Source organism: Fenollaria timonensis, from assembly GCF_001457835.1.
GTDB lineage: Bacteria > Bacillota > Clostridia > Tissierellales > Peptoniphilaceae > Fenollaria > Fenollaria timonensis.
On the sequence record NZ_LN898230.1, the window covers coordinates 50,146 to 62,353 of the forward strand.

Consider the following 12,208-nt stretch of genomic DNA (forward strand, 5'->3'; position numbering starts at 1 on the left):
AACGAGGGTGACAAGGTCGACTTCCTTATCTACCTTGGAGTGATGAGCGAGGACGGCAAGGTCTACAATAAATACTTTGACAAGTTCAAGCAAATCAACAAGTACCTTGAGATTTTTGACAAGGCGCTTGATAAGATTGATACTTCGAAAAAGATACGCATACTAGATTTTGGCTGCGGCAAGGCATATCTCACTTTTGCGGTTTATTATTACCTTAAGAATATTAGAAAAGTGGACTTTTACATTGAAGGTCTTGACTTAAAGGAAGACGTTGTTAATGATTTAAATAGGATTAAGGACGCTCTTCACTATGAGGAGATAAATTTTGTGTGCAAGGACATTAAGGACTACGACAAAAGTGACGACATCGACATCATGCTTACCTTGCACGCCTGTGATATAGCGACTGACATCGCTCTAAAGAAGGCGGTAGAGTTAAATGCGGCGCTTATACTATCTGTTCCGTGCTGCCAAAAGGAGCTTTTCCCGAAAATCAAATCTGATGATTTAAATGGCGTTCTTAAGCACGGCATACTCAAGGAGAGGGTCGCAGCCATAGTCACTGACTCACTTAGAAGTCTTTACTTAGAGAAGAATGGCTACAAATCAGAAATTATTGAGTTCATTGATATGGATCATACGCCAAAAAATCTTATGATAAGGGCCTTTAAAGACAAGGCAAATCCACTCGCGGAGGAAGAATACAAAAGAATCAAAGAGATATTCGGCTTAAAAAATATTTTCATAGAAGGTTAAAGAAATGATAGAGAAATTAATTTATTTTATAAACAGACCAAACACAAACACGCGTGATCCGCTATTTAGAAAGAAGACAGGCTACTTCGTTTCGATTACAGGTATCATATTTAACATCTTACTGAGCGTTTCGAAGGTAATTATTGGTCTCTTCGTTCACTCCATCGCCATTATGGCGGACGCGGTAAATAACATCTTCGACACGATATCGTCGGTGGTGACTCTTCTTGGCTTTAAGCTTTCTGAGAAGCCCGCGGACAGGGAGCACCCGTACGGACACGGCAGGATTGAGTATATATCAGGCCTACTCATATCCATCATTGTAATCATTATCGGTCTGCAATTCATCAAGTCATCAGTTTTAAGGATACTTAATCCGGATGTGGTTAAATTTGATAAACTTAGCTTCATCATCATGATTCTTTCAATACTTGTAAAAGTTTTCATAACTATACTGAATAAAAAAGCGGGAGAGATGATTGACTCTAAGGCGATGAAGGCAACTAGCATTGACTCGCTTGGTGATGTCTTTACGACTATGGTTGTCATAGTGCCGATGATTAGCTCCTTATTTACTGACGTTCAAATCGACGGCTACTTCGGCGTACTCGTTTCACTGATGATTATTAAGAATGGTATTGAGATGATAAAGGAAACTATTGGCCCGATACTTGGCGAGGAGCCGGACAAGGACCTTATCGAAAAGATTTACAAGGACCTTGAGGCAGAACCACTGATTAAAAATGTACACGATTTTCACGCCCATAATTATGGCCCTGACAATGTATATATCTCGCTTGATGTCGAGATGCCAGCTCACTTAACGATTGAGGAAGCGCATAATGTTATTGACAGCTGGGAGAGGACTCTTGAGGAAAAGTACAATATAAACATCATTATACACGTCGATCCATACATGGAAGAGGACGAGTGCACTGAGCTTTACAAGAAGCTTGTGGAGAGCGTTAGAGATGACAAGAATGTTGTTGCGCTACATGACTTTAGAGTTCTGAATGGCAATTGCGGCAAGGACATAGTTCTACTGGATATAGTTCTTAATGATATGCATGGTAAGGACAAGGAAGCGCTTGCTGAGGAGATGAAAGAGCGTTTTGAAAGAGATGTTTCGAGTGAATATGACTATAGACTTAGAATAATACCGAATTTTACGAATATAGGGGATGAGTAAATGATACGAGATAAGATTATTGACTATATACGAAGCGGCGAGAAGGCTGAAAAGGACTACGCCATAGGCTTTGAGATAGAAAATTTTATAGTGGACGAAAATGATAAGGCAGTCACTTACTGGGACGACGGCGGTGTTAAGGACATACTTGAGGACTTAATCAAAATCGGCTACGAAGCAGTTTATGTCGATGGCGTTTTGCTTGGCGCGACAAAGGGCGAGACGGCTATCAGTCTAGAGCCGGGTAGTCAATTTGAGCTGTCTATAAAAAAGGCGTGGCGCATCAAAGAGCTTGAAGACGAGTATTTTAGACGCATGAAGGAGATAAATGAAGTCGTAGAAAAAAGAGGCTACAATATCTTACAAAGGGGCTACCATGTGAAGACCAAGATTGACGAGATCAAGATACTGCCTAAGGAGCGCTACGATCTTATGTATAAGTACTTCAATGAGACCGGCACTATGGGCCACAATATGATGAAGGGTACAGCTGCTTCTCAATCCTCGATTGACTACAAAGACGAAGAGGACTTTAGACGCAAGATGAGAGTATATAATGCACTCAGCCCAGTTTTCTACGCCATTTTCGAAAACGCAAACATTTTCGAGGGCGAGGCATATAAGGAAAACGGCTTAAGAATGACTATCTGGAAGAATACTGATAAGGAGCGCTGCAGCATAATCAAAGAGGCCTTTGACGATGATTTTTCTTACGCATCATATGCTGACTACATTGTAAATAGGCCTTGCATCTTCATTCATAAGAACGGCGAGGACATTTACACAGGACACACTAAGATTAAGGACATGGAAGGGATAGACGAGGCAGACAAAAAGCTCGTTGAACACGTTTTAAGCATGTTCTTCCCGGACACGCGCGCGAAGAAATATATCGAGATAAGGATGATGGACTCCGTTCAAATAGACTACTTACTTGGCTTAGTCGCTTTAATCAAGGCTACAAGCTACCAAAATTTGGACAAGGTCTATGAGATGATAAAGGATGTCACTTATGACGACGCTCTAAAGGCGCTTGACTCATTTAAGGAGAGCGGTATAAGAGGCAAATTAAAGGACAGAAGCTTTTTAGATATAGCAAAAGATTTGATTTCACTTGCAAAGTCATCTTTGGGTGATGAAGCGCATTATTTAAACGCGCTAGAAGAAGTGATAGATTCAGGTAAATCGATAAGGGAGGTAAATTTTGAAAAATATGGATTATAATACCATTGGCAAAAGATACATTGACATAGTTAAAGAAGATCCTGAGAAATATTATAAAGATTATAAAAAACTATTAGATAAGGTGGCAAATTCGACGGCAAAGTACAAAGGCGAGCCGGTTCCTGCCATTTACCAGCCATTCTTCGTATCGGAAGAGGACGAAGAGACTTTTGAATACATCTCTGAGATGATGATGAGGATTTCTGACAAGGTGACTAAGGCTTACGTCGCTATATCATCTTTTAGAAATACTTTTGATTTTGATGACAAGATGAAGAGGCTCTTGATACACAAGCCGCTTCTGTCGACATTTGTGCCAATTTGCCGCTACGACATATTTTATAAATCGCGCGATGAATTTAAATTCTGCGAGCTAAATACCGATGGCTCCTCTGCCATGAACGAAGATAACGAGGTCGCTCCATTCATGCTTGAGCTTGAAGCGATGAAGGAGATGGAAAAGCGCTACGGCTATGAATTTTCATACTACGAATTATTTGACTCGTGGGTAGATGAGTTCAAGGAGCTTTATACACAAACGACTGGTGAAGAAGATTTTAATCTAGCCATAGTTGACATTATGGAGAGCGCTTCGCATGAAGAATTCGAGCGCTTTAAGAGAGCTTTCGAGAAGAAGGGTATCAAGACAATTATCTGCGACGCGAGAGATATCAAGCGAAAGGACGGCCACATATATGCAGGTGAGTTCAGGATAGACGCTGTCTATAGAAGGCTAGTTACTTTCGAAGCGGTAGAGCATTGGGACGAGATACAAGACTTTATTGACGGTTACCTAAACGATGAATTCGTGATGGTGGGATCATTCAAGAGTCAAGTTATGCACGACAAGAGGATATTCATCAAGCTATTCGAGGACCGCGTAAAGCGTTTCTTGTCAAAGGACGAGCTTGAATTTATTGAAAAACACATTCCATATACAGCGATGCTGACTAAAAAAACTGCGGACGAAGTGCTAAATAACAAGAACAAGTACATCATTAAACCGGTTGATAATAACGCATCGAAGGGCGTTTTCGTCGGCAAGGACCACTCGAAGAAGGACTTCGCCGCCATACTTAAGAAGTATGCTGATACAGGTTACATCTACCAAGAGTACATTGAGCCGTACAAGAGGGACGTCGTTTTATTTGACGAGGACGGTAAGCCAGTTGTGAAGAAGCTTAAGTCCATAGTCGGCCTATTTATATATAACAAAAAATTTAAGGGCCTTTACACGCGCTATGGCACTGGAAATATCATATCGAGCTTGCACCAATATTATCTTGGTGTAAATATCAAGGCAAAGGAGTCTTAAGATGAAAAAGAAATTAATATTGCTAATGACTATGCTAATGGCGGTGGCCATGCTATTCATAGGATGCAATAAAAATAAAACAGAAGAGCCAAAAGAAAATACTAAGCAAGAAGAAAAAACTGAGAGCCGTGACAATGGCGAAGAAGAAATGAGCGAAGAAGAGAAGAAAAACAATGAATACGCTGAACTTGTTAAGAGGACTAAGGGCATATCGGGTCTTGTAGAAGGAGACTTAGTTACTCAATACGTAAAAATTGCCAAAGCAGAGGAAGATGCGGATAAGCTTACGCTGCTACTATCATATGCCGAACTTGCTTACATCTATGAGGACCACGTTTTTACGAACACAGCTGGTATGCAAATGCCTCTAAAACTTGTTTATGAGAAGAAGGGTGATGACTACGAGCTAAAAGAAAAGATTAGCCCTGAAGATGGAGAAGGATACGAAGATTCTTTACTCAAAATGGTAGACGGAGATAAAAATATTGCCCAAGAGATTGCTAGTGATGCCATGATTGGTAGCTTCGGCGAAATCATGAAAGACTTATACAAAAAGGCTGAAGAAGCAGGACTAAAAGATTTTACACTAGACCTTGACAATGTTCCTGGCTATCCAAAGGACGAGTCTTTATTCTTAGAAGACGTTCCAAACGTGCATAAGAACAGCATAGTCATAGTTAATAAAGAAGAGTATGAAAAAGCAAAGAAAAACGAAGCAAATGAGAATTGGCCTCACGTAGAAGGCTTAGTCTACGATAAAGAAACAAAGATTGCGATAAAAGAAATTATTGACAACTTTACAAAATAGAATAAATATTTTAGCCTTGTCTATTGACAGGGCTAAAAATTTTTTTTAAAAGCTTGTATTTTTAGTGAGTTTAGGTTATAATATTAAATGAAGACAAACTAGAAAGGAAGTGCAAGATGAAAGAGTTAGAGCTACAAGTTATGAGATCAGAATCATCAAACGGCTTATACATAGAGCTTGGTCAAGGAGTAATTGACTTTACCAAGGCAATCAAGGCTAAGATATATTTATCGGTTGACGATAAAAAGGTAGAAGCAAGTATGATTAAATTCCCGAAGGATATATATGTAATACCGCTTAAAGAAAGACAGCTTAGAGTACTGAAAGTCGAAGAGGGTAAGACATATACTTTTAAAATTGAAAATAGAAGATAATTATAAATAGAGAGGCAAAACTTAGATGTTTTGCCTTTTTACTTTATATAGAAGCGTGATTTATTTTATGCATGAATCGATTTTGGCAAAATAAAAAGGCCTCACACGCGTGAAGCCTTAGTCCAATGCTCTTATGTCTAGTTTGGTTGTGGAGCATCTACTGGACAAACGCTGTTGCATTGACCGCAGTCGATGCATTTGTCTTCGTCAATTATGTAGATATCGCCTTCTGATATAGCGTCAACTGGACATTCTGGTAAACATTGTCCGCATGCTATACATTCTTCTGAAATTTTGTATGCCATTCATTATCCCTCCTTTGTATTTTCATTATAATTTATAAATATTCATTTGTCAAGTGATTAGTATCACATTATATAGCTTTTGTAAATATATAGCCAAATGACTGCTAGCGTCGGCATTATAGTCAGAAACTTAATTTTTTGCGTCTTATGTCTGAAGATTAGCATAGAGACTACACCTAGTGGCGCGCCGCCAATTGCTGCGAGACCCAAGAGCACTTTCTCAGGCGTTCTGTGCTTGTAATTGCCACTCGCCGCCTTGAACTTGTCGATGGCAAAGGCCAAAAAGCAAATTACGTTTATGCCGTAGAATAAATATTTAAGCATAATATCACCGTTAATTATATACCCAAAATTGTTTGTTTTTACTCAGAATAAATGATATAATACTTATAAGGAGGCTTATATGGATCAAGTATCAGGCACAAATTTTTACATATATCAGGACAAGGACGATTTTTCTTTTGGGATAGACGCAGTCCTTTTATCTGACTTTGCTAAGGCTAAGAAGAATCACATCGACCTTTGCACTGGCAATGGCATAGTCGCTTTAAGGCTAGCATATTTATATAAAGATGCGAGTATTGTCGGAGCTGATATTGATCATAAGGCGATAGAACTTTTTAAGAAGTCCATCGCCATAAATAAGCTTGATGAAAGAGTCACAGCTATGGAAATGGATATAAGAGAAGTAGAAAAGCACTTCAAGAAAAATGCTTTCGATAGCCTTTCAGTTAATCCGCCTTATCTAAATCCCAAGGACAACATAGCCTCGGGCGACTACAAGAGGCAGGAGCTCTTACTAAACTTAGATGATATAGCAAGAGCCGCGAGCTATTTACTTAAGCCATATAGCAAGATATTTATGGTTCATAGACCGGCTAGGCTTGTTGACATAATTTCGAACTTCAAAAATCATGGCATTAATCTTAGAAGATTAAGAGCTGTAAAACCATTTGCAGAGAAAAAGGCTAATATGATTTTACTAGAGCTTGAAAAATCTGAAAAAGTGGGCTTTGATTACATGAATGAGCTAGTCGTTTACAAAGCGGATGGCACTTACACAGAGGAAGTAAAGGAGATTTACAATGGACATGAATAAAGGCACTTTATATATAGTCGCAACGCCCATAGGTAACTACGAGGATATCACTTTGCGTGCGCTAAACGTATTAAAGTCTGTTGACTACATTGCTTGCGAAGACACAAGGCACACGGGCGTCTTACTAAAGCACTATGAGATAAAAAAGCCGCTCTTTGCTTATCACAAATTTAACGAGACGGATAAGTCATCATACATACTCGAACTTTTGAGTGAGGGCAAGAGCGTTGCCATAGTCTCTGATGCGGGCTCGCCTGGCATCTCCGACCCGGGTGTGATTGCGGCGCGTGCTGCGAGAGAGGCGGGCTACACTGTTACAGCCATACCTGGTGCGACAGCCTTTGTCACATCGCTTATGGCGAGCGGCCTTGACCTTAGTCACTTCGCCTTCATTGGCTTTGCGCCTCAAAAGGATGCGAAGCGCAAAAAGTTTATGGAAGGCTATAAATCATACGCCATGCCGCTAATTTACTACGAAGCGCCTCATAGGCTCATCGCTTTTTTAAATACGGCGCTTGAGGTTTATGGCGACAGAATGATTTTCATAAGCCGCGAGCTAACAAAAGTTTTTGAAGAGAATTTATATATGCGCATTAGCGAGGCCATAGCCCACTTTACTGAGAATGAGCCGCGTGGCGAGTTTATAATAACTATTACGGGCATTGATAGTGATGATGGTGGCGAGACCATGGACATAAATGAAGCGGCAAGAGCACTTATTGACGAAGGCCTAAGCATGAAGGACGCCACTAATAAATTAAAGGAGCTTGGCTTTAAGAAGAATGACGCCTATAAGGCGCTGCTTGAGATAAAGGAAGACTAAGATGTACGAAGATTTAATCATAAAGATGAGGGACCTCAACAATTTAATAAAAGAAAAGTCCATGGATATTGATAAGAGGGGCAGAGAAGGTCTTAAGAAGGAGATTTATTCTGGCCTTGCCGAAAAGTATTTGATAGATGACGATATTGACCTAGAAAGATTGGCTGATGAAGGCGGCCTCTGGGCTGTGGACGGCTCACTGGGCAGGATAGGCTCTCTTTATCCGCACTACATAAGCGTGATAGATGCACTTGTGATATCGACAAAGGGCGGCTTTGAGCACAGGAAGAGCAGTCTTTACTCGCCAATGCAAGGGCAAGTGCAAGAGGAGGATGAATTTTCTTTCGAGTCAGAAATGTACGTAAAAAAAGAGATGGCGAGGCTCGAGGTGCGCGTCGTTATCGAGGCTTTAGAGAAAGAAACGCCTAAGATGATATTTATGGACGGCGGCTTTATCCGCTACATCATCAGCTGTAAGGAAGATTTTGAAGAGCTGAAAAAGATTTGCATAGAGCGCGGAATAATTTTAGCTGGGGTCATAGAAGAGATAAAGACATCAATACTTGGTAAAGAGCTGGATCTAAAGGCTTACGATAGAGAGATACTCTTCTCGCTACTTGATTATAAAGAGGCGATGCTTATCAATGACGAGATCAATAACAAGGCTGAAGAGGGCATAACGAGTGCCTTTGCACGCACATCAACCAAGCCCTATGCCATCGGCGTAGATATATCGACTGAGCAAAAAGATTTTATGAAGGATGTGCTCAAAACCATAATCAAATTGACGCCAAAGGATTCGAGAGGCATACCCATAATCTTGGATATAGTTGACAAGAAGGTCAAAATTACGGATGAACTTAAACAGAGGGTTCTAGTCAAGGAGCTTGACAAGGACGTTTACGATAGATATTTTAACGAAGTGAGGAATTTTAGATGAAGGTCTTAGGTTTAACAGGTACTAGCGAGGTTTATTTGGCCTCGAATGAGAGAAATTTTAGAATAAATGAGTTTTTGCTCATTGAAGATAAAGTAAAAAACTATATTGGCGAAGTTGTTGAAGCAAACACCTTCAATCGCTTTATGCCATTTGAAAAGGAAAATGATTTTGTTGATCAAAGCGTGATCGATTCTTTATTGGCTTTGGGTTACGACGTGAATAACGAGGTCGTCTACCTAGCTAAGCTAAGGCTTTTAGAGGAAGCGATGTACCCAATCATGGCGGGTTCATCTGTTAGAGTGCCCGAGTTTGATGAGATTAAGAGCCTTATCATCAAGTCGTCACCTAAAGATGGCTTGGTGCTTGGCGTTATCAAGAACACAGACGACCTTTACAAAAATGCGGACGAGGAGCTAAAGGACATCGTCTACACTTTTGAGAATGGCGAGAGAAAAAATCAAAAGGACCTTCCTTATATCTTCAATGTGAGCGAGTTCAGTCAGTACCCACACATAGGCGTCTTCGGCGGCTCTGGCTCGGGTAAATCATTTGCCCTAAGAGTCATTATCGAAGAGCTAATGAAAAAGAGGATACCGACTATAGTTTTAGACCCTCACTACGAGATGGATTTTAAGCTAAAGACTTACGACGAAGCGGCTGATTATAGCAGTCTATATCAAAGCTTTTTGCTTGGTAAGGACGTCGGAGTTGATTTTAAAGACCTAAATGTGGGTGAGTTCAAAAATTTATTAAACGCAGCGGGCGCAATGACTGACGCGATGGATACTTCAGTTGATGAAGTCTTCAAAAGAGGCGAGAGTGTCGACGCATTTAGACTTAGACTAAGTGAAATACTTGAAGCACTTGACAGGACTGAGGAAGCTCTCAATATGGATATGCAGACAGCAGAGCTTAATGGCGATGCAGCGGAGGCAGATAGGATAAGAAGATTACTTGGCTACCAAAAGACTTATGGCCGCAAGCTTAATGCATCGAGCTTAAAGGGTATTAGCTGGAGATTTAGAAGACTTGTTCAGGACAATGTTTTTAGCAATAGCTCAGAAGCTTTAGAGGCTGCGCTTAGAAGCGGCAAGCTTATATCATTAAAGGGATCAACAAGACTTTTGGAAGTTTATTCATCATATATACTTAAGAAGTTTTATTACAAGAGAAGAGCCTATATGGACGCAAAGCTACTTGGCACTAACGATGAGGACTACTTCCCACCATTTATCATAATCACAGATGAAGCACACAATTTTGCTCCGAAGGCCTTTGAGAGCGCGTCAAAACCCATTCTCAAAGAAGTTGCTCAAGAAGGAAGAAAGTATGGTGTCTTCTTGATACTCGCAACACAAAGAATTACACTGCTTGATGACACTATCACTGCTCAGCTCAATACAAAATTTATACTAAGAACGGTTAGAGAGTCAGACATAAGTACCATAAAAGAGGAGACAGACATCAGTTCAGACGACGCGAAGAGGCTCCCTTACTTGACTACAGGCGATGCCTTTATATCCGAGGCCTCCTTTGGCAGAACCATATTTACAAGATTTCGTTTTGCAGACACCAAGGCCATAGACAAAGTAAATCCATTCTTAGAGTTAAAGGGCGAGACAGAAAATAGGATGCTGGCGGTCTTTGAAGAGATAAAGGATAATTTGCCTATAAGCGATTTTAATCTTACTCGTGAAGCGGCAAGGCTTGAAAAAACAGTTGGCACCATGAGCACAGAAGAGTTTAAGGACATACTTGAGCGCCTTGCAGACGAGGGCTACATCAGTAAGAGAACAAATCCATTCGGACAAAATGAATATATAGAGAAGGAATAATGATGAGAATATTTTTTTTAGCAGCAGAAGTGAGTCCCTTCGTCAAAACAAGGGGACTTGCCGAGACCATGAGGTGCCTTCCAAAGGAGGTCGCCAAAGAGGGTAACGACGTCTACGTCTTCATCCCACTGCACAAGCCAATTAAAAGTGAATATCAAGAGAAGGTCGAGTTCATGTCATCCTACGGGGTCATGATGGGCGACGGCATTATCTATGCGAGCGTTTTTAAGTACGAAGAGGACGGCGTTAAATATATTTTTATTGCCAATGAAGATTATTTTGAGAGAGACAGAATTTATGGTGAGTTTGATGACGCCAAGCGCTACATCTTCTTTAGCAAGGCCGTTTTGGAATTTATTCAAATGTATGGGATCAAGCCAGACATCATTCACGCGAATGACTGGCACACAGGACTTGTGCCCGTTTTACTAAAGCAATATAGGAAGAGCGACAGCTATTACAGAGGCATCAGAACCGTCTTCACAGTTCATAATTTAAAGTACCAAGGAGTTTTCAATCAAAATATCATAGCCGGCATAGTCGATACCGACCTCGATGTACTTAAGGACCAAAATTATGAGTTCATCGACTCGATCAATATGCTTAAGGCAGGTATTGTCTCAGCGGATATAGTGACTACCATTAGTAAGTCCTTTAGAGACGAGTTAATGGATCCGCACTTTGGAGAAGGGCTCGAAGAAGTCTTTAAGGAGTATAGCTACAAGTTTCACGGCATTGTCAATGGTATAGACAAGGAAAAATACAATCCGATGACGGACAAGGCCTTATTCAAAAATTACGATGCAAATGGCTTTAAGATTAAGAGATATAATAAGGAAGAAGTTCAAAACTACTATGGACTTAAGAAAGATGCTGAAAAGCCTCTAGTCATTATGATCAGCCGTATGAAGCGCTCGAAGGGCATTAAGCTCGTGATTGGCGCCATAGAAGAGATGGTTAAGCTCGACTGCAACTTCATCATCATGGGCACTGGCTTTAAGAGCTTCGAAGAAAAGTTTAGAGAGCTCGAAGAAAAGTACCCGGACAAGATGGCGGCAAGGATTTATTATAATGAGAACGAAGCGAGAAGATTATACGCCGCATCGGACATACTCTTGATGCCGTCGGAGCTTGAGCCTTGTGGATCAGCTCAGATGATTGCCATGCGCTACGGCTCGCTGCCTTTAGTAAGGAAGGTTGGTGGACTTAAGGACACGGTCATTGCTTATAATGATGACAAGGAGCACGCCAATGGCTTTGCCTTTGAAAATGTTGATCAGAATGAAATGTATGTGGCGCTTAATAGGGCGTTAAAATTATATTATCAAGATGAGGATGAGTTCAATAGGATACTTAAGAACGCAATGAGAGTTGACAATGGCTGGAAAAATACTGCAGAGAAGTATATTGAATTGTATCAAAATTTATGCGACGAATAAAATTTTGCGTTAAAATGCGCCCTTACGCTTATTCGCTTTTCGGCAATGCTCAGGTATGATTATACATTCCGCTTGCCTCAAAGCTCCATTTCGCGTAATCA

The 12,208-nt window shown here is 40.6% G+C and carries 13 protein-coding genes; 11 read left to right on the top strand and 2 right to left on the bottom strand.

Features of this window, described 5'->3' with window-relative positions; all coding sequences use genetic code 11:
• The first annotated feature begins 42 nt into the window (after positions 1-42).
• From BN3004_RS03455 to BN3004_RS03480, 6 genes are all read left to right on the top strand, one after another.
• The gene (locus BN3004_RS03455; RefSeq protein ID WP_058259872.1) at positions 43-756 is read left to right on the top strand and encodes a class I SAM-dependent methyltransferase; all 714 of its coding nucleotides are present in this window, start codon (positions 43-45) and stop codon (positions 754-756) included.
• A gap of 4 nt (positions 757-760) precedes the next feature.
• Positions 761-1,945: a cation diffusion facilitator family transporter gene (locus BN3004_RS03460; protein WP_058259873.1), complete on the top strand. Its 1,185-nt coding sequence runs from the start codon at positions 761-763 to the stop codon at positions 1,943-1,945.
• Positions 1,946-3,169, top strand: a complete 1,224-nt coding sequence (locus BN3004_RS03465) for a glutamate-cysteine ligase family protein (RefSeq protein ID WP_058259874.1) — start codon at positions 1,946-1,948, stop codon at positions 3,167-3,169.
• The gene (locus BN3004_RS03470) at positions 3,159-4,484 is read left to right on the top strand and encodes a glutathionylspermidine synthase family protein (RefSeq protein WP_489884271.1); all 1,326 of its coding nucleotides are present in this window, start codon (positions 3,159-3,161) and stop codon (positions 4,482-4,484) included. Before BN3004_RS03465 ends, BN3004_RS03470 begins: the two co-directional genes overlap by 11 nt.
• Position 4,485: 1 nt before the next feature.
• The gene (locus tag BN3004_RS03475; protein WP_058259876.1) at positions 4,486-5,292 is read left to right on the top strand and encodes a hypothetical protein; all 807 of its coding nucleotides are present in this window, start codon (positions 4,486-4,488) and stop codon (positions 5,290-5,292) included.
• A gap of 116 nt (positions 5,293-5,408) precedes the next feature.
• Positions 5,409-5,666, top strand: coding sequence for a hypothetical protein (locus tag BN3004_RS03480; RefSeq protein WP_058259877.1), 258 nt, complete (start codon positions 5,409-5,411; stop codon positions 5,664-5,666).
• 137 nt (positions 5,667-5,803) lie between these two features.
• On the opposite strand, the gene fdxA is transcribed toward BN3004_RS03480, so the two are convergent.
• A complete protein-coding gene (gene fdxA, locus BN3004_RS08225) occupies positions 5,804-5,971 on the bottom strand; it encodes a 4Fe-4S ferredoxin (protein ID WP_082244065.1) in 168 nt (55 codons plus the stop codon).
• Between the two features lie 63 nt (positions 5,972-6,034).
• Positions 6,035-6,295, bottom strand: coding sequence for a DUF1294 domain-containing protein (locus BN3004_RS03485; RefSeq protein WP_058259878.1), 261 nt, complete (start codon positions 6,293-6,295; stop codon positions 6,035-6,037).
• Positions 6,296-6,374: 79 nt separating this feature from the next.
• Here BN3004_RS03485 and BN3004_RS03490 point away from each other — a divergent pair, with 79 nt between their 5' ends.
• From BN3004_RS03490 to BN3004_RS03510, 5 genes are read left to right on the top strand one after another with little or no spacing between them, the layout of a single operon-like run.
• The gene (locus BN3004_RS03490; RefSeq protein ID WP_058259879.1) at positions 6,375-7,070 is read left to right on the top strand and encodes a tRNA1(Val) (adenine(37)-N6)-methyltransferase; all 696 of its coding nucleotides are present in this window, start codon (positions 6,375-6,377) and stop codon (positions 7,068-7,070) included.
• Positions 7,057-7,893, top strand: coding sequence for a 16S rRNA (cytidine(1402)-2'-O)-methyltransferase (gene rsmI / locus BN3004_RS03495; RefSeq protein ID WP_058259880.1), 837 nt, complete (start codon positions 7,057-7,059; stop codon positions 7,891-7,893). Before BN3004_RS03490 ends, rsmI begins: the two co-directional genes overlap by 14 nt.
• 1 nt (position 7,894) lies before the next feature.
• Positions 7,895-8,833: a DNA double-strand break repair nuclease NurA gene (locus BN3004_RS03500; protein WP_058259881.1), complete on the top strand. Its 939-nt coding sequence runs from the start codon at positions 7,895-7,897 to the stop codon at positions 8,831-8,833.
• Entirely contained in the window at positions 8,830-10,668 is a 1,839-nt protein-coding gene (locus BN3004_RS03505) for an ATP-binding protein (RefSeq protein ID WP_058259882.1), read from the top strand. Before BN3004_RS03500 ends, BN3004_RS03505 begins: the two co-directional genes overlap by 4 nt.
• Positions 10,668-12,107 (top strand): glycogen synthase, encoded by a 1,440-nt coding sequence (locus BN3004_RS03510; protein ID WP_058259883.1) that lies wholly within the window; start codon positions 10,668-10,670, stop codon positions 12,105-12,107. Before BN3004_RS03505 ends, BN3004_RS03510 begins: the two co-directional genes overlap by 1 nt.
• Positions 12,108-12,208: the final 101 nt, after the last annotated feature.

Excerpts from the sequence above, each read along its gene's own strand:
- BN3004_RS03455 (WP_058259872.1), top strand. The coding sequence starts at position 43 with ATGAGCGAGGACGGCAAGGTCTACAATAAATACTTTGACAAGTTCAAG.
- BN3004_RS03460 (WP_058259873.1), top strand. The coding sequence starts at position 761 with ATGATAGAGAAATTAATTTATTTTATAAACAGACCAAACACAAACACG.
- BN3004_RS03465 (WP_058259874.1), top strand. The coding sequence starts at position 1,946 with ATGATACGAGATAAGATTATTGACTATATACGAAGCGGCGAGAAGGCT.
- BN3004_RS03470 (WP_489884271.1), top strand. The coding sequence starts at position 3,159 with ATGGATTATAATACCATTGGCAAAAGATACATTGACATAGTTAAAGAA.
- BN3004_RS03475 (WP_058259876.1), top strand. The coding sequence starts at position 4,486 with ATGAAAAAGAAATTAATATTGCTAATGACTATGCTAATGGCGGTGGCC.
- BN3004_RS03480 (WP_058259877.1), top strand. The coding sequence starts at position 5,409 with ATGAAAGAGTTAGAGCTACAAGTTATGAGATCAGAATCATCAAACGGC.
- fdxA (WP_082244065.1), bottom strand. The coding sequence starts at position 5,971 with ATGGCATACAAAATTTCAGAAGAATGTATAGCATGCGGACAATGTTTA.
- BN3004_RS03485 (WP_058259878.1), bottom strand. The coding sequence starts at position 6,295 with ATGCTTAAATATTTATTCTACGGCATAAACGTAATTTGCTTTTTGGCC.
- BN3004_RS03490 (WP_058259879.1), top strand. The coding sequence starts at position 6,375 with ATGGATCAAGTATCAGGCACAAATTTTTACATATATCAGGACAAGGAC.
- rsmI (WP_058259880.1), top strand. The coding sequence starts at position 7,057 with ATGGACATGAATAAAGGCACTTTATATATAGTCGCAACGCCCATAGGT.
- BN3004_RS03500 (WP_058259881.1), top strand. The coding sequence starts at position 7,895 with ATGTACGAAGATTTAATCATAAAGATGAGGGACCTCAACAATTTAATA.
- BN3004_RS03505 (WP_058259882.1), top strand. The coding sequence starts at position 8,830 with ATGAAGGTCTTAGGTTTAACAGGTACTAGCGAGGTTTATTTGGCCTCG.
- BN3004_RS03510 (WP_058259883.1), top strand. The coding sequence starts at position 10,668 with ATGATGAGAATATTTTTTTTAGCAGCAGAAGTGAGTCCCTTCGTCAAA.